13 protein-coding genes and 1 tRNA gene are annotated in these 21,306 nt (G+C 66.4%); 4 read left to right on the top strand and 10 right to left on the bottom strand.

Annotation, left to right across the window (positions count from 1 at the left end; genetic code table 11):
- Nucleotides 1–218: 218 nt before the first annotated feature.
- The 5 genes from fdhA to BVC93_RS20175 form a co-directional block, all read right to left on the bottom strand.
- Nucleotides 219–1,433, bottom strand: a complete 1,215-nt coding sequence (gene fdhA, locus BVC93_RS20195) for a formaldehyde dehydrogenase, glutathione-independent (RefSeq protein ID WP_083739025.1) — start codon at nt 1,431–1,433, stop codon at nt 219–221.
- A 39-nt stretch (nt 1,434–1,472) separates the two neighbouring features.
- Nucleotides 1,473–2,210: an MIP/aquaporin family protein gene (locus tag BVC93_RS20190; RefSeq protein ID WP_083739024.1), complete on the bottom strand. Its 738-nt coding sequence runs from the start codon at nt 2,208–2,210 to the stop codon at nt 1,473–1,475.
- 142 nt (nt 2,211–2,352) lie between these two features.
- Nucleotides 2,353–3,015, bottom strand: a complete 663-nt coding sequence (locus BVC93_RS20185) for a response regulator (RefSeq protein ID WP_083739023.1) — start codon at nt 3,013–3,015, stop codon at nt 2,353–2,355.
- A complete protein-coding gene (locus BVC93_RS20180) occupies nt 3,008–4,381 on the bottom strand; it encodes a sensor histidine kinase (protein ID WP_083739022.1) in 1,374 nt (457 codons plus the stop codon). Before BVC93_RS20180 ends, BVC93_RS20185 begins: the two co-directional genes overlap by 8 nt.
- Nucleotides 4,350–5,513 (bottom strand): iron-containing alcohol dehydrogenase, encoded by a 1,164-nt coding sequence (locus tag BVC93_RS20175; RefSeq protein ID WP_083739021.1) that lies wholly within the window; start codon nt 5,511–5,513, stop codon nt 4,350–4,352. Before BVC93_RS20175 ends, BVC93_RS20180 begins: the two co-directional genes overlap by 32 nt.
- Nucleotides 5,514–5,912: 399 nt before the next feature.
- Here BVC93_RS20175 and BVC93_RS20170 point away from each other — a divergent pair, with 399 nt between their 5' ends.
- On the top strand, nt 5,913–6,449 hold the full coding sequence (locus BVC93_RS20170) for a hypothetical protein (RefSeq protein ID WP_157517003.1): 537 nt from the start codon (nt 5,913–5,915) through the stop codon (nt 6,447–6,449).
- A gap of 3 nt (nt 6,450–6,452) precedes the next feature.
- Here the strand turns inward: BVC93_RS20170 and BVC93_RS20165 are convergent, their stop codons facing one another.
- Nucleotides 6,453–7,676, bottom strand: a complete 1,224-nt coding sequence (locus tag BVC93_RS20165; protein ID WP_083739019.1) for a L,D-transpeptidase — start codon at nt 7,674–7,676, stop codon at nt 6,453–6,455.
- Nucleotides 7,677–7,847: 171 nt separating this feature from the next.
- On the opposite strand from BVC93_RS20165, the gene BVC93_RS20160 reads away from it, so the two are divergent.
- Together BVC93_RS20160 and BVC93_RS33200 are read left to right on the top strand one after the other, a co-directional pair.
- Nucleotides 7,848–7,920, top strand: a tRNA-Lys gene (locus BVC93_RS20160).
- A gap of 571 nt (nt 7,921–8,491) precedes the next feature.
- The gene (locus BVC93_RS33200; RefSeq protein WP_157517002.1) at nt 8,492–8,668 is read left to right on the top strand and encodes a hypothetical protein; all 177 of its coding nucleotides are present in this window, start codon (nt 8,492–8,494) and stop codon (nt 8,666–8,668) included.
- Here BVC93_RS33200 and BVC93_RS20155 read toward each other — a convergent pair.
- On the bottom strand, nt 8,665–8,889 hold the full coding sequence (locus BVC93_RS20155; protein WP_083739018.1) for a DUF3618 domain-containing protein: 225 nt from the start codon (nt 8,887–8,889) through the stop codon (nt 8,665–8,667). The genes BVC93_RS33200 and BVC93_RS20155 overlap by 4 nt on opposite strands.
- A gap of 141 nt (nt 8,890–9,030) precedes the next feature.
- On the opposite strand from BVC93_RS20155, the gene bcp reads away from it, so the two are divergent.
- Nucleotides 9,031–9,504 carry a thioredoxin-dependent thiol peroxidase gene (gene bcp, locus BVC93_RS20150; RefSeq protein ID WP_083739017.1) on the top strand — a complete coding sequence of 158 codons (474 nt, stop codon included), beginning with the start codon at nt 9,031–9,033 and terminating at the stop codon, nt 9,502–9,504.
- Between the two features lie 24 nt (nt 9,505–9,528).
- Here bcp and BVC93_RS20145 read toward each other — a convergent pair whose 3' ends face one another.
- From BVC93_RS20145 to BVC93_RS20135, 3 genes are all read right to left on the bottom strand, one after another.
- Nucleotides 9,529–10,857: a dipeptidase gene (locus BVC93_RS20145; RefSeq protein ID WP_083739016.1), complete on the bottom strand. Its 1,329-nt coding sequence runs from the start codon at nt 10,855–10,857 to the stop codon at nt 9,529–9,531.
- 203 nt (nt 10,858–11,060) lie between these two features.
- Nucleotides 11,061–11,453 carry a holo-ACP synthase AcpS gene (acpS, locus tag BVC93_RS20140; RefSeq protein WP_068918065.1) on the bottom strand — a complete coding sequence of 131 codons (393 nt, stop codon included), beginning with the start codon at nt 11,451–11,453 and terminating at the stop codon, nt 11,061–11,063.
- A gap of 27 nt (nt 11,454–11,480) precedes the next feature.
- Nucleotides 11,481–20,723 carry a type I polyketide synthase gene (locus tag BVC93_RS20135; protein WP_083741186.1) on the bottom strand — a complete coding sequence of 3,081 codons (9,243 nt, stop codon included), beginning with the start codon at nt 20,721–20,723 and terminating at the stop codon, nt 11,481–11,483.
- Nucleotides 20,724–21,306: the final 583 nt, after the last annotated feature.

Here is a 21,306-nt window from a genome sequence, read left to right as displayed (position 1 = left end):
GCCATACGTTCCTGAACTGGCTCTTTGTGTCCGCTCCGGTTCGCCTTAAGGTTGCAGAGCATTTTACAGAAATAGCCTCTGAACTGGTAATACGGGGTTTTTTACAACCAGGTTGTGATCCTGGCTGTCGCGGGTTCGAGTCCCGTCAGCCACCCCGAACGTGAACGGCTCTGGATTTCTCCAGAGCCGTTCACGCGTTTCCGGGGTCTGCGGGGAGCTCAGGCGGCGATGAAGCCGTTCGGATTCAGCACGTACTTGGTGGCCGCGCCCTTGTCGAACTGCGCATAACCCTGGGGCGCCTCATCGAGCGGAATCGGCGTGGCATTGACCGCCTTGGCGATGTGCGCCTTGCCGCTGAGGATGAGGTTCGCCAGCTGCCGGTTGTACTTCTTGACTGGGCATTGACCGGTGGCGAACGAGTGGGATTTCGCCCAGCCGAGCCCGATGCGCACACCCAACTGGCCTATCTGCGCATTCTTGTCGACTCCACCAGGATCGCCGGTGACGTACAGGCCTGGGATACCCAAAGACGCCCCCGCTCTCGCGATGGTCATGATGTCGTTGAGCACGGTGGCAGGCTGCTCGGCCGCCCCTTCGCCGTGCCCGCGTGCCTCGAAGCCCACCGCGTCCACCGCCGCATCCACCACGGGCTCGCCGACGATCTGCTCGATTTTCTCGTCCAGCTCCCCCGACTCTCGCAGGTCCACCGTTTCGCAGCCGAAGCTGCGAGCCTGCGCCAGCCGCTCGGGAATCATGTCGCCCACGATCACCACGGAGGCTCCGAGCAGCTGCGCAGAGTAGGCCGCGGCCAGACCGACCGGACCCGCACCCGCCACGTACACCGTGGACCCCGTGGTGACGCCGGCGGTGTAGGCGCCGTGGTACCCGGTGGGGAAAATGTCCGAGAGCATCGTCAGGTCCAGGATCTTCTCCAAGGCGGCGTCGCGATCCGGGAACTTCAGCAGGTTGAAGTCGGCGAACGGCACCATCACGTATTCGGCCTGGCCGCCGATCCACCCGCCCATGTCTACGTAGCCATATGCAGCGCCGGGGCGGGCCGGGTTCACGTTGAAGCAGATTCCGGTCTTACCCTCGTTGCACGCCCGGCAGCGCCCGCAGGCGATGTTGAACGGAACCGAGACGATATCTCCTTGCTTTAGGAACAACACGTCGTCGCCGGTCTCGATCACCTCGCCGGTGATCTCATGGCCCAACGTCTGCCCGACGGGTGCGGTGGTGCGGCCGCGAACCATGTGCTGGTCGCTTCCGCAGATGTTGGTGGACACCACCTTCAGGATCGCGGCGTGCGGCGCCTTCTTCTTGATACCGAGCCCGTTCACCACGTCCTCGGGAAGCTCCAGCTTCGGATAGTCGATGGCTTCGACGGCGACCTGACCTGGCCCCTTGTAGACAACTACGCGATTTCCGGACATCGGTGTTCCTTTCGTGAATTACCTTGCAGGAGTAGTGCTTCAATCGACAGATGCAGCATTCGGTGCGGGTGCACGCGGAAGGGCGACCAGTGTGTAGACAACCGCGGCAACGGTGGCACCCACCAGCGGCCCGATGATGTACACGACGAGCTCCGACCATGGCGGCGCCGCACCCACAAAACCGCTGACCAGGTAAGGCCCGAACGTCCTGGCCGGGTTGAAGGACGCGCCAGTCAGCGGAGCCATCACCAAGATGGCGCCCACCACTGACAGACCGATCATCAGTCCGGCCCAACCCGCTGGAGCGCGTGGATTCACGGCCACGGCCATGATGGTGAACATGAGCAGGAAGGTGCCCACCACTTCGGCGAGAATTCCCGCCGAGATGCTCACCCCATCGCCCAGAGTGGTCGCCCCGATGAGGCCCAGTTCAGCGGCGCGGGAGCCGAACATCGCGACCACCAGCAGGGCGCCGCCCACCGCACCGGCCAACTGCGCCAACACATATGGCGCTACTTCCGCCCACGAGAAGCGCTTGATCACCGCCAGCGCGAAAGTCACGGCGGGATTGATGTGCGCCCCGGACACGGTGCCGAATCCGTAGATCACGGCAGCCACCACGATGCCGAACGACAGAGAAATGAAACCGACTGAAGGATAATCGATTTCACCTTCTTGGGCGACCAGCGCTGCCACAACCGAACCTGGACCGAAAATCACCAGCAACGCCGTACCGATGAATTCCGCAGCTACCCGTCGCCGGAGGTCGAATTCCATCAGAGCCCCTATGCTCTTGTGGCTGAACAGATCTCAAATCCAAGAGCAACAGTAGCGATCCAGGTCACAGATGAAACCTGACCGCTCGGATCTCCGTACCTGTCCGACCGGTCAGGTGGTGGTGGTCGACCGGTCAGGGGCGCTACTGCAGGACGCCGAGCTTGCCGGCGACGTAGACCACCTCGGCGCGGTGCTTGACGCTGAGCTTTTTCATGATGCTGCGCAGGTGGAACTTCACGGTGCTCTCGCTGATCAGTGCAGCTTTGCCGATCTCGCGATTCGTCAGTCCGCTGGCCAACAGCGTGATGATCTCAATTTCACGCCCGGTCAACGGCGGATCGTCGTCGTCGCGACCCGCCAAAGACCTGACAACCTGAGCCGCGCTTCGGGTGTCGAACGCCGACTCCCCCCGGCGTACCGCGCGGATGATCTTTGCCAGCTCGATGGCGTCGATGTCTTTGAGCACATAGGCTTTTGCGCCCCGCCTGATGGCATCAAGAACGAGAGCCTGCTCGTGGAACGTGGTCAACACGATGACTCCCACCGACGGGAAGAGCCGCACGATGTCGTCACAGACCCCCAAACCCGCGGCCGGCGACCCCTCTCCCAGGTTGAGATCCAACAACACGAGGTCTGGGTTGCAGCGGGCCACCGTCGGCACCGCGTCATTGATTCCCGCCGCCTGCCCGACAACCTCGATGCCCGCTTCCAGATCGAGGATGGACACCAGACCCTCCCTGACGATGGTGTGGTCATCGATGATGACCACCCGGATCGCCCGGTCCGCAGGCGTCTCTTCAGCCATTGTGACCGCGCACCGTCGTGGAGTCTGTCAACGGCACCCGCACCACCACCCGAGTTCCGCCACCACGGCGGGGACATGCCGTCACACTTCCACCCACCTCGGCTACCCGCTGTCGAATGTTGATCAGGCCGCGGTGGTCATGACCGGACGGCGCACTTCCGGTCAAGGTGCGGCGAATGGCGGAGGCGTCGCCGGTGCCATCGTCTGCCACTGACACCTGTACGAACTCGTCATGGTGAACGAGCTCGATCCAGGCGCGGGTCGCCTCAGCGTGCCGAACGACATTGAACATTGCCTCCTGAGCGATGGTGAACAGCGCGTAGCTCACGGCCGTGGACAACATCCGCGATGTCCCTCGCGACCGCGCCGAGACCTGTAGCCGTGTTGCCGCCCGGAACTGCTCGGCAAGGTCCACGAGCGCCTGCCGAAGACCGTTGCGGGTGTCGTCGAGAGCCGACAGTTCGAAGATCGCCGCCCGCATCCGGGTCAGTGCAGCGCGGGTGAGGTCCTGGGAAACCATCACCCGCCGCTGCAACGCGGTGGAATGCGGCCCCTGCTGACGACACCATTCGAGGTTCATCCCGATACTGATCAGGTGCTGGGCGACACTGTCGTGCAGTTCTCGGGCGATGCGCTGCCGCTCCTGATTGATCAGCTGTCGCTGCCCTGCCGCAGCCAGCCGGCGGTGCGCTGATTCCAGCTGCCGGTTGCGGGATTCCAGTTCGGTGGCCTGCCGATCCGCTTCGGACCACCCCGCCAGCGCCTCCGCCCGCAGCCTCTCACTCTCGTCGAACGTGTACGCGTTGGCCAGGGCCACGGCCATCTGGTTGGCCACCGTCTCCAGGATCGAGATGTCACTGTCGTCCACCGCGGCGCTGTGGCCCAGTTCGATCAGCACCGTCCCCACCAGATCCGAGCCGAAGACGATCGGAGCGCCAACACCTGTCCCGCCTCCGATCGGTGAGACGACGGGGGCCCGCGTTGCGCGCACCTGTTGCTCCAGCTCGAGGTGCCCCTCGCGCGGATCGGCGCCGGATTCGGGCCAGACGGCGACCAAAGGCGGTTGCGCAACCGATGAAACCGCCTGGGTCAAGGACAGCCGCACCGAGGTGGCATCGAAGTGCCGCCCCAGCGCATCCACCACAGCTTCGCAGAGCGCCAGCGGGCCGTGGGTCGTGGTGCACAGCGCCGCCGAGATGGCCTTGATGGCCTCGATGGCCCGGTCGAGGCCATGGCTCTTGCGCCGCCATTCGGCATAGAAGGTGGGCTTCGAGGATCGAGCTCCGGTGAGCCGCTCGAGCCACTGGTCGGAATTGTCGTCGCCGACCGCCCGGTCAGTAGGCAGCGAAACAAATGCTCTCGACATCCTCTTTGCTCACCGCCCTGGGATTTGTCGTGATGTAGACGTCGTCCATGGCGTTCTTCGCAAAGCGGCCGAAGTCCAACCGGTCCACGCCCACATCGCTCAAGCCGGCCGGGATACCCAGCTTGTCTTGCAGGGTGATCACCTCTTCGATGGCGGCATCCGCCGCCTCACGTGGCGACAGCCTGCTGGTCTCCACACCCATGGCCCCGGCAATGGCCGTCAACCGCTCGGGCCGGGTTTCGGCGTTGAACCGCATCACATGCGGAAGCAGGATGGCGTTCAGCAAACCATGAGGCAGGTCGAGATAACCACCGATCTGATGCGAGATGGCATGTGTGGCACCCAGCAAGGCATTGCTGAACGCCACTCCTGCGTGCAGGCTGCTCCGGGCGATTTCGGTCCAGGCGTGCTGATCCTTCGGATCGTCGAGTGTCACCAGTACGTTCTCGGCCACTCCGCGGATGGCGGCCAGCGCGTGGACGTCGCTGAGCGAGTTGGCGGCCTTGGACAGGTAGGCCTCCACACCGTGGCTGAGAGCATCGAGGGCCGAATGCACCGCCAGATCGGCGGGCATGGTGGTGAGCAGCGCCGGGTCGGTCAGCGAGATGTCGGGGACCAGAGCGCGACCGGCAATGGTTCGTTTGAGCCGTTCGACGGTGTCGGTGATGACGCAGAACTGCGATACGTCGGCACCCGAACCCCCGGTGGTGGGCACCATCACCATCGGGGGGATCGGCCTGGTGACCGCGTCGATGCCCGCGTAGTCCAGGATGGCTCCCCCGTTGCCGCTGAGGACGGCAATGGCCTTGGTGGCATCGATACAGCTACCGCCGCCGATCGCCAGGAGCGCATCACAGCCGGCGTCCACATAGGTGCGAAAGCCCGAGATGATCTCGTGGTCCTTGGGATTCGGCGTGAGCTCCGACCAGAGGACGTGCTCGAGTCCGGCAGCAGCCAGGGACGGTAGCGCCCGCTCCACCCAGCCTGCGTTCATCACTCCCGCATCACTGACGACCAACACACGCGTACCGCCAACTCGACGGACGGCGTCACCGACCTCCGACAGGCTTCCCACGCCGAAGATGGTCTCCGGGATGAAGAACTTTTCGAGCGTGGCTCGCACTCTTGCCATTCACCTCCGGAGCAGCCGGGCGGACTCACCACCGGCTCGAGTGGCGTACGTCACCGTTACGCACATGCTACGCGAGCGTCACAGGTTCATGTGTTGTCTCGCTCCTAGTCGATGTGGGCGATCTCGCCGACAGTTGTCGTCCTCAATAGCGGTCGGCAACGGCCACGACGAACATCGTGGTCCAGTCGTGGTCGACCACCACTGACCGGCGGGATGCAGATGGACGGGACCGCGAGCCGAATGTCGTTGACACTCAGAGCCTTCAACTCGGTCGACAGCCGGTGGAGATCGGAGTCGGCGCCTCCTGGGGTGGTCGGTGTCGCCGATGGCGGCGACGAAAACCCTTAGGCACCCGGCGATGTGCCCGAGTCCACGAGCAGGCCTGGGCACAATGGGGCGGTGAGACTGGTCGCCTGCTGGTGTTGTTGGCTGTCGGGAATGGTGTGCGGGTTTCTCGCGGGTCGCCTGCTGCCGCACGACCACGCGGCCGCCTGGCTCTTGGCGCTCGCCTCGGTGCTGGTGTTGGCCGGGGTGTTCCTGCATCCGGTGCTCTCACTTCGCGTTGCCCTGCTGCCGTTCCTGGCGCTCATGGCGGTGATCGGAGTTGGGCTGGGCGGGTACCCCGCCCTGGTGGCGACGGCTGCCGCGGTGCTCGCAGTGGTGGTGCTGGAGCTGGTGCGCCGCCGCTGGCGTGAGGACGCCGCGCGGCGGCAACTGCTGCTTGCCCACGGCGTGTCGGCCACCGGCACCGTGAGCTGGGCCTGGCGCTTCTACGTCGGCGGGAACCCGGTGACCCGGGTGGCAGTGCAGTTCGTCGACGACGACGGCCGTCAGTGGCAGGCACGTACCAGCGCCGCCGGGGTGCTGGAACAGGGCACTCGTGTTCGGCTTCGATATCTGCCGGACGATCCGGCGATCATCGAAGTGCTGCGGTGACCGCTAGATGTTGGCGTTACCCGCTTGCCATTGATCCCACGGCACGTTCCAGTCACCGAGGCCGTCGGTGCCCGGCAGCAGCGAGCCGACGGTGTTCATGACCTCCACGATGTCACCGCGTTTGGTGTTGTTGTAGAACCACTGGGCATTGCTGGTGCTGACGTTGAGGCAGCCGTGGCTGACGTTCGAATAGCCTTGGCTGCCAACCGACCACGGCGCGGCGTGCACATAGATGCCGCTGTAGGACATCTGCGTGGCGTACTCCACGTCGGTGCGGTACCCGTTGGGTGAGTTGACCGGCACACCGTAGGTCGACGAGTCCATCACCAGATCGGCATAACGGTCACCGATGATGTAGACGCCGTTGTTGGTGGGGCTGCTGTTCTTGCCCATCGAAGTGGGCATGGTCTTGACGACTTCGCCGTTCACTCGCACGGTGATGGTTTTGGTGGTGTCGTCGGCCGTGGCGATCACCGCGTCACCGATGGTGAAGTTGGTACTGGCGTTGTCCTGGCCGAACAGCCCGTCACCCATGTCCACGCCGTAGGTGTTGACCTTGACCTCGACGGTGGTGCCAGGCTTCCAGTAATGCTCTGGGCGCCAACGCACTTCGCGGTTGTTCAGCCAGTAGAACGCGCCTTCGACGGGCGGGTTGGTGGTGATCTTGATGGCCCGCTCGGCCGCGGCCCGGTTGGGGATGTTCTCGTCGAAGCGGATGGCCACCGGCTGCCCGATGCCCACCGTCTCACCGTTACCCGGCATCAGGTACGGCATGGTGAGGTTCTCCGGCGAATGTGTCTCAAACGCCATCCGCTGGCGGGCCTGGCCACCAAGCCCCAGCGAGCTGGCCTCCAGGACGTAGCTTTCGTTGTAGTCGAGCTGCTCGGTGGACGACCAGGTGAGCCCGTCCTTGCTCAGCTCGCCTGCCACCGGGGTGCCGTCGGCGGTCGTCAGCGTCACCGGTCCCAGCACGCCGTTCTCGGCGGTCACCGTGATGGGCGCGTCCAAGGCAACCCCTACCGAGCCGTCGACCACCGACGCGGTGAGCCTCGGCACCAACAGGTCACCGAACGGGGTGCCCTTGTCGGCGATGGTCTGTGGCACGGGCGGGGCCGCGGTAGTGGTAGAGCATGCACCCAGCGCCAACACCACTGCTGGCACCAGCAGCAAAGCCGCCAGCCAGGATCGATAGCCTCGCGGCCGGGTCACCGAACGGACCTGCCACATAAACGTTCCACCTCACACGTGAGACCTGCATACGGGCACGACGCGCGTGCACTGTTGCCAGCAAGTCTAAGGGCAGCTACAGACACTGTGCGACCTCGCACGTGAGCCCCAGGTCCGGAACGGATTTCCGTCTGCGCGCATCGGCCTGTTATTGTCTCAGGCGCAGTTCACGCGCCGTTAGCTCAGTTGGTAGAGCAGCTGACTCTTAATCAGCGGGTCCGGGGTTCGAAACCCTGACGGCGCACAGCACAAGAAGACCCCGCCTCGGCGGGGTCTTCTTCGTTTGCGATCGGAAGCCACGGTGTCCCTGAACCTGCTGACTGTGTGCAGCCTTCGAATCCGCTCCTAAAACTGACCTTTCGCTGAAATGTTCGACAGAACATTCATCAAGCCCTTTCGGGAGCCGGTACCGATCCGGAATCTACTAGTCATGCCAACAGCCTCTGCGCGAATCGTCGCCATCCTGACCAGTGCAACAGTGCTGCCCGGATGGCGTGGAGATGCAGCTGTCCGGTCGAATCCACACCGCGTGCATCTTCCAAGGTCAAGCAACAGTTGAACCTTTGCCAGGCCCGGACGGCAGCCACGAACCCCTCGACCAAATAGTCACTCAGGTCAATATGAGCTACAAAAATCTTGGAACTAGTCCGTTCGATTCACGGTTGAGTTAGCAGGAGGCGCGCTCAGACGCGATTCTCGGCAAAATAATGGACACAACCTGCCAAAACTCGAGCTCGACTGTTACCATCCAGTTAGCTGAAGCACCCACCAATCGCGGGCGCAGAGCCATCTGGAAGCGGAGAGGGTGTTAGCCAATGTCTGTATTGCGATATCCCGGCGGCGCAGCAGCCATCGCCGAAAAGTCTGACATGGGTGTAACTCCGCTATCAACGGGAGCAGAACCGCAGTTTGTCTACAACTGCAGCCGGATCGGACTGCAGGCCAACCCGCCGTCGTTCCGGCTGGGTTTCGGATGGCTGCGCAGGCGCTAGCGTCGCGCCCGGCGAATCACCAGCACCACCGTCACCAACCCGATCCCGGCCAGTGATGCCGCCACCGCAGGCTTGGTCACGAACGTCAGCACCCGCGCCTTCACGTCCTCGGCGATCCTGGTCGGATTCGCCCGCACAGCCAGTGCGTCGACGGTATTGGCCAGACGGTCGCGTGCCGCGTCGATATCCTTGCGGATTTCTTCTGGATCTCGGTCCGGCACGCTTCCTCACTTCCTCCGGCCGGCTGAGCAGCTCGGCACCCGTTATCGGGGGGTCTCGTGGCTGGGCACACCACCCTGCCGCACTACCCTAGTTCAGCCGGATCCCGCACGTTCTACTGACACCGCCGTGAGGAGCTCCACGTGTCCGAAACCCCTCGCCTCCAGGTGGGCGACAAAGCCCCCGCCTTCAGCCTGCCCGACGCCGACGGCAACACCGTCAAGCTGGCGGACTTCAAGGGTCGCAAGGTCATCGTGTACTTCTACCCCGCCGCGTCCACCCCGGGATGCACCAAGCAGGCCTGCGACTTCCGCGACAGCCTCGGCGAGCTCAACGGCGCCGGCCTTGACGTCATCGGTATCTCACCGGACAAGCCGGAGAAGCTCGCCAAGTTCCGGGACAACGAAGAGCTGACGTTCCCCCTGCTGTCGGACCCCGACAAGAAGGTGTTGACGGCCTGGGGAGCGTTCGGCGAGAAGAAGATGTACGGCAAGACCGTCCAGGGCGTCATCCGCTCCACGTTCGTGGTGGATGAGAAGGGCAACATCGAAGTGGCCCAGTACAACGTCAAGGCCACCGGACATGTCGCCAAGCTGCGTCGGGACCTGTCGGTCTAGTCCCTGAGCGCCCCGTCGGCCTGTCTAGGGCCGTAGCGCCTCGAGCAGCAGCGCCTCGGACGTCGCCGCCCGCTCCAGCACACCGAGGTGCAGGCTCTCGTTGATGCTGTGCGCCTGGGTGTTCGGGTCCTCGACGCCGGTCACCAGAATGGTGGCGGCCGGGAACGCGGCGGCGAACTCGGCGATGAACGGGATGGATCCGCCTACCCCGGTGTCCACGGCGTCGACGCCCCACGCCTGCTTGAACGCCGCGCGGGCGGCGTCGTACACCGGGCCGCTGGCGTCGATGGCGTACGGCTGCCCGATGTCGCCGGGGGTGACGGTGACCTTGGCGCCCCACGGGGCGTTCTCCTCGAGGTGTGTGCGCAGCAACTCGAACTGCGCGGCGGCATCCGCACCGGGGGCCACCCGCATGCTCACCTTGGCGCGGGCCTTCGGGATCAGCGTGTTCGACGACGCCGCGATGGATGTGGTGTCGATGCCGATCACGGTGATCGCCGGCTTGGCCCACAGCCGCTGTGGCACCGAGCCCGAGCCGATCTCGGTGACACCGTCCAGCACACCGGTGTCCTCACGTACCCGTTCCGGTGTGTAGTCCACATCGCTCGCGCTACCCTCGTGCAGACCCTTGACCGCGACGTTGCCCTCGTCGTCGTGCAGGCTGGCGAGCAGTCGCACCAATGCCGAGATCGCGTCCGGGACAACACCACCCCACATGCCGGAATGCAGTCCGTGGTCCAGGGTTTCGACCTCCACCACGCAGTCGGCCAGACCACGCAGCGACACCGTGAGCGACGGGATCTCGGTGCTCCAGTTGTCGGAGTCGGCGATGATGATGACGTCAGCGGCCAGCAGGTCCTTGTGCTTGGCCAGCAAGGCGCTCAGCGAGGGTGAGCCGGATTCTTCTTCACCTTCGACGAACACGGTGACGCCCACCGGCGGCTTGCCGCCAAAAGCCCGCATGGCCGCCAGATGTGTTGCGATACCGGCCTTGTCGTCGGCAGTGCCACGGCCGTAGAGGCGGCCGTCGCGCTCCTCCGGTTCGAATGGCGCCGAATGCCACTGCGCGGGGTCACCTTCGGGCTGCACATCGTGATGGGCGTACAGCAGGACGGTGGGCGCTCCCTCGGGTGCGGGATGGCGAGCGATGACGGCCGGAGCACCGCCTTCACTGACGATGCGGACGTCGTCGAAGCCGACGCCGGTGAAGAGGTCGGCGACCATCTGCGCGCTGCGGTGCACCTCATCACGACGGCCGGGGTCGGCCCACACCGACTGGATGCGCACGAGATCCTCGAGATCCTTGCGGACCGACGGCAGGACTTCGGCGACACGGGTGACGAGATCAGTCATGCCCACGAGGTTAGCCCCCGCCTCCACAGCCCTCCCATTGCACAGGGAGTCACTCCTGGGCGGCATTCCGGGCGAGTTCTCGCCACGGAGTGACTGGCTGTGCCAACGAGCCGGGACGGACCGCGCTCGCACAGCGTGCCAACGAGCCGGGACGGACCGCACTCGTCACCGTGCGAGTCGGAACTGGACCGTGCGAGCCGAAACTAGGGAGTTTCGAGGATGGCGACGGCCGCCGCGGTGTCACCCTCGTGCGTCAGCGACACGTGAATGGTGACATCGGCCAGGTGCTCGGCGATGGAACCGGTGAGCCGCACCTTGGGTCGGCCCCACATGTCGGTCACCACCTCGATGTCGCGGTGGATGGCCTCCGGGAGCACCGGCCGCTGGGAGAACCGCGATCCGGACCACGCCTTGATCACGGCTTCTTTCGCCGCCCACCGGGCCGCCAGGTGCCGCGCCGCCACCGAACTCTTGTCGGCGGCGTCGCGGCGCTCCCCCGGCGTGAACGTCTCGGCGAACATCGTGCCGGGCTGATCTACCTGCTCGGCGAACTCCGGAATGGACACCACATCGATACCGACTCCGACTATCGCCACGCGCGCAACCCTATCCGATGCTCCACATCACCTGATGTAGATGTCGTCATCGCCCAGTCGCGAGGCCGGATTCAGCAGCATCGCAGCTTCCTGAGGCTTCTCGGCCACGTCGTGATCGAAGCGACGGTCAGCAGGACGCTCGTACATCGGGCGGCCACCGGCGATGGCCGAGGCCAACCGGCGCTTGCCGGCCAGGGTGCGCTCCTGTGCTTGGGCGAGGTAGGTCTCCCGCTCCTCGTCCGAGAGCGTCGCCAGGAACGCCGCCGGATGCACCAGCGCGATCAGACCCGACACGTGTCCGAACCCGAGGCTGGTCACCAGACCGGCCTTGAGCGGGAACTTCTCCCCCAGGTGCAGGGCCTCCCGCGGCCACACGAAGTGCCCGGAGGTGGCCAGCTCGTCGTCGACACAATCCAGGCTGCGGTTCGGCGGGATCACGCCGTCGCGCAGCACCTGGCACAGGCCCATCATCTGGAACACCGCGGCACCGCCCTTGGCGTGGCCGGTCAGCGTCTTCTGGCTGACGATGAACAGCGGGGCGCCGTCGGAACGGCCCATCGCGTCGGCGAGACGCTCATGCAGCTCGGTCTCGTTGGGATCGTTGGCCAGCGTCGAGGTGTCGTGCTTGTAGATCACCGAGATGTCGTCGGCACCCACCCCCAGCTTGGCCAGCGACCGCGACAGCAGCGAGTCCTTGCCACCCCGGCCCGCGCCCAGGGCACCCAGACCCGGAGCCGGGATCGAGGTGTGCACGCCGTCGGCGAAGCTCTGCGCGTACCCGACCACCGCCAGCACCGGCAGACCCATCTTCAGCGCCAGCGAACCGCGCGCCAGCAGGATGGTGCCGCCGCCCTGGGCCTCCAGGAAGCCCAGACGACGACGGTCGTTGGCGCGGGAGAACTTCGAGTCGCTGATGCCCTTGGCGCGCATCATCTCGGTGTCGGCGGTGGCCGCCATGTCACCGAAGCCGATGATGGCTTCCAGGGTCAGGTCGTCGAAGCCGCCGGCGACCACCAGTTCGGCCTTGCCGAGCTTGATCTTGTCGACGCCCTCTTCCACCGACACCGCCGCGGTGGCACAGGCGCCCACCGGGTGGATCATCGCGCCGTAGCTACCCACGTACGACTGGATGACGTGCGCGGCAACGACGTTCGGCAGCACTTCCTGCAGGATGTCGTTCGGCTTGTTCCGGCCCAGCAGGTTGCCGTGGTACATGGTCTGCATCGAGGTCATGCCACCCATGCCGGTGCCCTGCGTGCTGGCCACCAGGCTGGGGTGCACCCAGCGCATCAGCTCGGCCGGGCTGAAGCCGGCGGACAGGAACGCATCGACGGTCGCGACGATGTTCCACAGTGCCACCCGGTCGATCGAGTTGGCCATGTCGGGCGTGATGCCCCACACCGTGGGATCCCAACCAGTGGGGATCTGCGCGCCGACGGTCCGCGACAGCTTGGTCTTGCGCGGAACGCGGATCTCGGTGCCCGCCTTGCGGATCACCTGCCAGTCGCTGGAGTCCGGGACCGGGCGCACCACCGTGTGCTCGGGATCGAAGTCCACGAACGCGCGGGCGTCAGCTTCGCTGGAGACCACGAAGCTGAAGTCCTTGTCCAGGAACACCGACACCAGCAGCGGTGAGGCGTGATCGGGATCGATGGCTCCGTCGTCCACGAATTCGCGGATGCCGCAACGCTCGACGACGGCATCGTGGTAGCGCTCGACCAGTTCGGTCTCGGGCACCAGGTCACCGCTGGCGGTGTCGTACCAACCCGGCTTCGGGTCGTCCTCCCACTTGATCAGACCGGTGGTCCAGGCCAGTTCGAGCACGCCGGCCGCCGACAGCTCGCCGTCGACCTCCATCTCGAAGCGGGTGCGCGACGAGCCGTACGGGCCGAGTTCTGCACCGCTGACGATGACCACCAGGTCGGCGGGGTCGACGTCCAGCGGTGCCCACTCCGGCGGGGGCGCCGGGACGTGCGGCCGCGGCGGAGACGGCAGCGCCGAGATGGTGCCGTCGAGCGAATCCTCCTCGGCAGCAGCACTGTCGGCGGTCATCTCTTCCCGCGCCTTGGCGGCCAGCTCGGCCATGTCCAGCTTGATGTCGCCGAGACCACCGGTCAGGTCCACCTTGATGGGCGCCGACGCCGCCGACACCTTGGCGTCCGGGGTGCACAGATCCAGCAGCATCGCTGCCATTTCCCGGTTGGTGTAGGTGGTGACGCCCGCTTCCTCGACCGCACCGACAATGGCGTCGTTGTGACCCATCAGGCCGGTGCCCTTGGTCCAGCCGATCAGGGCGTGTGCGAGGCTGACCCGCTGCGCCCAGGACGTTTCGGCGCTCCACCGGTTCACCAGCGCGTCCATGGCGGCCTTGGACTCGCCGTAGGCTCCGTCGCCACCGAACATGCCGCGGTTGGGCGAGCCCGGGAGCACGACGTGCAGGCGGGAGGCGATGTCCCGCTCGGCGCCGATGGCCGACAGCCCGCCGATGAGCCGTTGCACGGCCCACAGCAGCACCTTCATCTCCATCTCCGAGCGCGAGCCGGCCTCCGAGAGGTCACCGGCCACCCGCGGCGCTGCGAAGGGGAACAGCAGCGTCGGGGTCTGGGCGTCCTTGAGGTGGATCGACTGCGGCCCAAGGCTTTCGGTCTGCTCGCTACCGACCCATGACACCAGGGCGTCGATATCGGAGTAGCTGGCCATGTTGGCGGGCAGCACCCACAGCTTGGCGCCCCAGCGGGCGTTGTCGCGGTAGAGGTCCTTGTAGAACGCCAGCCGGCTGTCATCGAGCTTGGAGGTGGTGGCGATGACGGTGGCACCACCGTCGAGCAGCTGCGCCACCACTCCAGCGGCGATCGAGCCCTTCGAGGCACCCGTCACCACGGCGATCTCGTCGGAATATCGTCCGTTTCCTGGGTTTTCAGCACCCGCGGCGATGCGCCCGAACAGCGTGGCGTGAATCTGCTTGCCGGACGCCAGCGCCTTGCCCTGCCACCAGGTGGCCTGAGTGGCGACCACATGTCCGGCCCCTTCGAAGCGCTCCGAGAGGCGCGCCCACTCGGCGTCGATCTCGTTCTCGTCGGTCAGCCACAGCTTCACCAGATCCTCGCGGGCACTGGCCCACCGGTCGTCGAGCAGCACGGCCTTCTTGGAGTCGAACGACGGTGCCACCAGACGCGGCCAATCCGAGCCGAGTTCGGTTGTCACCAGGTCGATCAGCTCGGCATCGGAGGCGCCGGCCGGTGCGGTCACCGGGACGTCGAGTCCCAGCTGGCCGAGCACCAGGCGGGCAGCCGAAGCCAGCACGCCGTCGGGACCGGTGACCTTCTCGGCGAATTCACCGAGGGCCGCCGAGTCGACGACTCCGCCACCACCGGCACCGCCCGCCGACGGCAGGGACACCGGGATGCCCTTGCGGGCACCGACCGCGGTGACCGCGGCATCGATGGCCTTGTCCACGGCTGCGGCATCGGCCAGTGCGCCGTCGTGCAGACCTCCGAGCGAACCACCGCGGACGCTGGAACCCTCGCGGGTGCCCAGCGCCACCTCGACGGTGACGTGCTTGGCCCAGCCGGGGCCGAGTTCCCAGGTCTTGGTGACCCGTTCGGTGATGTAGGCAGGTCGCTTACCCGAGGGGCCGAGGACCGTACGCAGCTGGTCGTTGATGGCGTCGGAGAGCACCGGGCCGAACGGCTTGTAGGTACGGGCCAGCTTGGACACCTGGCCCTTGAGCGCGGCCAGATCCGCTTCGGCCGCACCGTCGATGGCACCGAGGTTCAGCTCGGAACCCAGGTCCACCAGCAACTGGTTGCGTCGCGAGGACGCACCGTCGGTGATGGACTCGATGGAGTCCAGCGCCTCGATCTGGTCCAGCCGCATCTTGGCCGACAGGCCGATGAGGGCGACGGTGGCATCCGCCGCATCGAAGGTGATGTCGTCGGGGCGCGGTCCGCCCGACGGCGCTGCCGGCGCAGCAACCGGGGCAGCAGCAGCCGCGGGGGCCGCTTCGGCGGAAGGCGCGGCAGGAGCCTCGTCGACCTCGGGCTCCGGTTCGGGATCGGTGTCGTTGGCGAACAGCACCGCGGCATCGCGCTCGGCGTTGAGCACTTCCACTGTGCTGTGGGCGTATTCGGGCAGCTTCAGGGTGTTGGTGGCCAGGCCTGCGACGGTCGGCGCGTTCTTCACACCGATCTCCACGAAACGCTCGACCCCGAGACCACCCGCGGCCTCTTCGATGAACAGCAGATCCTGGGTCTCGATCCAGCGCACCGGGCTGGCGAACTGCCAGGCCAGCAGCTCGATGACGATCTTGCGGCACAGCTCCGCCGGGCGCTCGTTACGCCAGGTGTCGTAGTCGGCCAGGATCTCGTCGAGCGGCTCGGCGGGCACCAGGTCACGGATCTCCTGGATGAAGTCGCGGTCCAGGGTGAACGGCCGTGGCACCAGGTTCGGGATGTAGCGCCCGACGATCAGCGCCGGGTCCTTGTCCCCTGGCATCACGCGCTCCAGGGCCCGGCGGAAGTCGTCGACGCCGACCCGCAGCACGGAGCTGTGGAACGGCACGTCGATACCGGGAACCAGGATGAAGGACCGCTTACCGCCGGAGATCTCGCGGCGACGCTCGATCTCTTCCTCCAGGGCCTCCAGCCCGCGCACCGTGCCCGCGATGGCGTACTGCGAGCCACGCAGGTTGTAGTTCACGATCTGCAGGAATTCGCCTGTCTGCGCGGCGATTCCGTCGACGAAGGCCGTGACGTCGGCGTCGTCGAGGTCGATCTGCGACGGGCGGATGGCGGCCAGGCGGTAGTTGGACCGGCCCTGGGCGTCACGCGGCACGATGTCGTGCATCTTGGAGCCGCGGTGGAACACGACCTCGAGCAGCGCTTCGAGTTCGTAGACACCGGACACACAGGCCAGCGCGGTGTACTCGCCGACGGAGTGCCCGCACGCGATGGCTCCCTCGACAAAGGCGCCCTGCTCGCGCATCTCGGCGACCTGCGCCGCAGCCACGGTGGCCATGGCCACCTGGGTGAACTGCGTCAGGTACAGCACACCTTCGGGATGCTGGTAGTGCACACCCGAGGCGATCAGGCTGGTCGGGTTGTCCCGAACCACGTGCAGCACAGAGAAACCGAGGGTTTCGCGGGTGAACTTGTCTGCCTTGTCCCAGATCTTGCGGGCTGCCTTGGAGCGGGCGCGCACGTCCATGCCCATGCCCTTGGACTGGATGCCCTGTCCGGGGAAGGCGTAGACGGTCTTGGGCGCGGCCAGCCGCGCCGTCGCCGACATCACCAGATCGGAGCCGATGCGGGCGGCGATCTCGAGCACCTCGCCACCGAGATCGACACCCACGCGGTCGACACGGAAGTCCACCTCGTCGCCGGGTTTGACCATGCCGAGGAAGCGGGCGGTCCAGCCGAGCAGCTTGGCCGGCGGAACGGGCTTGCCGTCGGTGGCGGTGACGACGTGCTGGGCAGCGGCCGAGAGCCACATGCCGTGCACGATGGGCGATTCCAGGCCGGCCAGCAGTGCGGCTGCCTGGTCGGTGTGGATGGGGTTGTGGTCACCGGAGACCACCGCGAACGGACGCATGTCCACCGGCGCGGTCAAGGTGATGTCACGACGGCGACGACGGGGGGTGTCGGTCTCGTTGTCCGACACCGCACCACCGGCGCGCAGCGGGTCGCTGAGCTCGGCCGGGCCGGTGCGGCCACGGATGGCAAAGCGCTCCTCCAGGGTGGCGAGCACGGTGCCGTCGGCAGAGGTCACGGCAACCGACACCGGGACCACTCGGCCGACCTCGGTGTCGTATGCCGCCGAAGCTGTTGCGGCGACGGTCAATTCAGCCTTGTCAGTGGGCAACGGCGCAACCAGTTGCGCGGCGTGGTCCAGGTGTACCAGGCTCAGCAGACCCTCGATCACCGGGAACCCGCTATCGGTGACGGCGGTACCGATGGCGGCGAACACCGCAGGCCAGCAGCGACCCACGAGCGCGTCGGGCACCACTGTCAGCGTCGGCGCCAGCGGTGAACCGAAGGTGGCGGTGACACCGGTGTGGTCGGCGACGCGCTCGGGATCCCATTCGACGGTGACGGTGGTGGTGCCGTCCACCGGAACCGGCAGGGCGTCCGGGCCGTCCACGCCGGCGGCGATGGCCAGCACCGCGCGCATGGCGGTGGCAGCGTCGTCGGTGGACACCACGGGGGCGCCCCCGTCCACGGTGGACGACGGCAGGGTGAAGGCGATCTCGATCCAGGTGCCCGACAACGGCACGCTCAGGTTGACCTTCTCACCGGTCGATTCGAGGCGGGCTCCGGTGGCATGGTGAATGGCCGAGCCGTCGTGCACCTGCCACTCGGCGGGGTCGGCGATGCGGTGCACGGGGTTGGTCGCGGTGCGGCCCGCCCACAGTACGTCGGGGGCATCCAGCACCAAAGCCAGTGCGCTGGAAACGTTGTGCAGCCGGGACAACACCGGCGTGGGCTGAGCGCCGGAAGCCAGGGTCTCGTCGATGGCGGCCTGCTCGAAGCGGTCGAGCAGCTCACCCACCGGCTCGTCGACACGGGTGATGCCGGCGACGGCCTGAGTGCCCGGAATGATGCACACCTGGTCGGCCGAGTAACGCGCGTCGTGGGCCTGCCACAGTGAGTCGCTGCGCCACCACCGGCGCACGTCCTTGTCGATCACCGGCACGAAGTTGACCGGCTTGCCCAGCGTCTTGCACAGGCTGGTGAAGAACGGCACGTCGGCCGGATGCAACTTGACCGTGGCGGCATCGGGATGACGCTCGAGCAGTGCGGCGATGGCCTGGTCCGGGCTCTCCAGCAGAGCCTCGCCGGATTCGGTTGCGCCGTAGAGGGTTTCGATCGGTCCGAAGTCGGCGACATCGAGGCGGGCCTCGGCGCGCTGCAGCATCTCGGTGAACCGGTCACGCCAGCTGACGTCCAGCCACGGCGAGCCGTCCTTCTTGGTGTCGGCGGTGGAATCGCCGTCACCGATGGCCAGCTCGACGTAGCGGCGCAGCCACTGCTCGTAGGTCATGGAGGCGACGTCACCGAAGTAGGGCTTGGCGGTGTTGGCCATCGCGGCGATGATCTCGTCACGACGCTCGGCCACGGCGTCGGCGTCCCCGGCAACCTCGTCGAGCAGGCGGCCGCAGCGCGAAGCGGCGTTGTCGATCTCGTGGATGTCGGCGCCCAGCTGGCTGCGCCCGGATGCCATGCCGCCCTGAGCTTTTCCGGCACCGACCCAGTGATCGGTACCGGTGGTGTCGACCAGCAGCTGCTTGACCTGGGGGCTGGTGGTGGCCTCGAGGGTGGCCATCGCGGCGGTGCCGACCAGGATGCCGTCGACCGGCATCAGCGGGAAGCCGTAGGCACGCGACCACCGGCCGGAGAGGTACTCGGCAGCCCGCTCGGGAGTGCCGATGCCGCCGCCCACGCAGACGGTGATGTTGGAGCGGCTGCGCACCTCGGAGTAGGTGGCCAGCAGCAGGTCGTCGAGGTCTTCCCACGAGTGGTGACCGCCGGCGCGGCCGCCTTCGATGTGGACGATGACGGGCCGGGTGGGCACCTCGGCGGCAATCCGGATGACCGAACGGATCTGCTCGACGGTGCCGGGCTTGAAGACGACGTGGCTGATGCCGACGCCGTTGAGTTCCTCGATGAGCTCGACGGCCTCTTCCAGATCCGGGATGCCGGCGGTGACCACCAGGCCGTCGATCGGGGCACCGGACTGGCGGGCGCGCTGCACCAGGCGCTTGGCGCCCACCTGGAGCTTCCACAGGTAGGGGTCGAGGAACAGCGAGTTGAACTGGATGGCGCGGCCCGGCTCGAGCAGGGTGGTCAGCTCGTCGACACGGTCGCTGAAGATCTGCTCGGTGACCTGGCCGCCACCGGCAAGCTCCGCCCAGTGCCCGGCGTTGGCCGCCGCGGCGACGATCTTGGCGTCGACAGTGGTCGGCGTCATGCCGGCAAGCAGGATGGGCGAGCGTCCGGTCAGGCGGGTGAACTTGGTGGACAGCTTCACCGAGCCGTCGGGCAGGGTGACGACCTGCGGGGCGTAGCTGGTCCACGGGCGGGCCACCTCGGGCACGGCACCGATGGTGAACAGGTTGCGCTGGCCGCCACGGGTGGCGGCGGGGACGATACCGATACCGAGGCCGCGGATCACCGGGGCGGTCAGGCGGGTCAGGATGTCGCCCGGACCGAGGTCCAGGATCCACTTGGCACCCGCGTCGTTGAGTGCAGAGATCTCCTCGACCCAGTCCACCTGGCTGACCAGGATGGCCTCGGTCATGGCGCGGGCCTGCGCGACGTCCAGGCCCACCTTCTCGGCCCATTCGGCGACGAGTTCGACGCCGTCGGACAGTCGCGGCGAGTGGAAGCCGACCTCGACCTGGACGGGTTCGAAGACGGGCTTGAACACCGCACCGCCACGCAGCTTGTTCTTGCGCTCGGCTTCTTCCTTCTCGGCGATCTGCTCGCAGTACAGCTCGAAGCGGGACAGCTGTTCGGGGGTGCCGGTGATGACCACCGAGCGGCGGCCGTTGCGGATGGACAGCACCGGCGGCAGCACCGTGCGGACGTCCTGAGCGAACTCCTCGAGCAGTTCGTAGATGCGCTCGGGGTCGGCGTTGGTGACCGAGACCATCGGCGGGCGGTCGCCCAGGATCGAGATGCCACGACGACGGGCGACGAGGGTGCCTGCGGCGCCGATCAGCTGGGCCAGGGCCAGCAGCTGGACATCCTGGCTGCCGCCGGCCTTGAGCGCCTCGACGGCGAGAACGCCCTGCGAGTGCCCTGCGACGGCGACGGGCGGGTTGGCGGCCACATCCATGCCCTGGCGCGCCAGCGCGCGCACAGCGGCGATCTGGGTCAGCAGGACGCCGGGCACCGAGACGGCGGCGGAGGTCAGTTGCTTGGCGGTGGGCACCGGTTCCTCGGCGGCCAGCGCACGTACCCAGCGCAGGGGCTCGAAGCCGATCGGGCGGACCACGACGAGCTCGCGCGCGACGGGCTCGAGCAGCAGGTCGGCTTCCCCGGCCAGCGTCGCGAGCTCGGATTCGATGCCGGCGGACGAGACCAGCTCCTCCAGGGTGTCCAACCAGGCACTGCCCTGACCGCCGAAAGCGACCGCATAGGGCTCACCGTCGGTGAGCCGGTCCACCAGAGCGTGTGACGACGAGTGCGCGGCAGCGTTGCCATGGGACGCGGTGTTTCCATTGGACGCGGTGGAGCTGTTGGCAATTCTGTCGTGCTCGAAGATCGTCACCTGTTTGTCTCCTAGATAACTTCTGCTGAGCGAGATTCGGTCCTCGAGACCGAACGCCACTCGTGGTTACGTCCCAGACCTGCGCTGCCCTGCGAAGGTGTCAGTTCGGTGGTCTCCGTCGACCTGCCCGTCGTTTGTCGAACCCAGTCGAATCGCTGCGGCTCGGGCCCGGCTTCTGCGGGCACTGCAAACGCGCACTCAACTCCTCGTGACGGGTGGCGGACGACGGCACCGACTGCACTAAGAGTGTCATAAGAGCTAGGGCCATTTTTGTGCGCAATATGGTTACTGGCGAGTTCTACGCGCTGGTAACCATTCCGTCGGTAACACGGCGCTGAACGACCGCGCTGACGTTGGAGGACAAACGTCCTGCATGCAGGTGGTTACGGTCGAGTAGCCATAACTGCGCTGTTCACAGCAGTTTTGTTACCGAATCGTTATCAAAGGTTCTTCCGAGGCGCGCGCGATGACAGGCTTGACCGCACAGCAGACGAAATGACAGCTGTCAAGGAAACGCAATTTCGCTGTCCGCAGAAAAGTTTGCTGGCCGGACGCCCCAGCGAACCTCGCGGACGGGCCCGCG

This window comes from Mycobacterium sp. MS1601, from assembly GCF_001984215.1.
Lineage (GTDB): Bacteria > Actinomycetota > Actinomycetes > Mycobacteriales > Mycobacteriaceae > Mycobacterium.
The sequence above is the reverse complement of the archived record's forward strand: the minus strand, read 5'-3'. Positions and strand labels throughout refer to the sequence as shown.

Excerpts from the sequence above, each read along its gene's own strand:
- fdhA (WP_083739025.1), bottom strand. The coding sequence starts at position 1,433 with ATGTCCGGAAATCGCGTAGTTGTCTACAAGGGGCCAGGTCAGGTCGCC.
- BVC93_RS20190 (WP_083739024.1), bottom strand. The coding sequence starts at position 2,210 with ATGGAATTCGACCTCCGGCGACGGGTAGCTGCGGAATTCATCGGTACG.
- BVC93_RS20185 (WP_083739023.1), bottom strand. The coding sequence starts at position 3,015 with ATGGCTGAAGAGACGCCTGCGGACCGGGCGATCCGGGTGGTCATCATC.
- BVC93_RS20180 (WP_083739022.1), bottom strand. The coding sequence starts at position 4,381 with ATGTCGAGAGCATTTGTTTCGCTGCCTACTGACCGGGCGGTCGGCGAC.
- BVC93_RS20175 (WP_083739021.1), bottom strand. The coding sequence starts at position 5,513 with ATGGCAAGAGTGCGAGCCACGCTCGAAAAGTTCTTCATCCCGGAGACC.
- BVC93_RS20165 (WP_083739019.1), bottom strand. The coding sequence starts at position 7,676 with ATGTGGCAGGTCCGTTCGGTGACCCGGCCGCGAGGCTATCGATCCTGG.
- BVC93_RS33200 (WP_157517002.1), top strand. The coding sequence starts at position 8,492 with ATGTCTGTATTGCGATATCCCGGCGGCGCAGCAGCCATCGCCGAAAAG.
- BVC93_RS20145 (WP_083739016.1), bottom strand. The coding sequence starts at position 10,857 with ATGACTGATCTCGTCACCCGTGTCGCCGAAGTCCTGCCGTCGGTCCGC.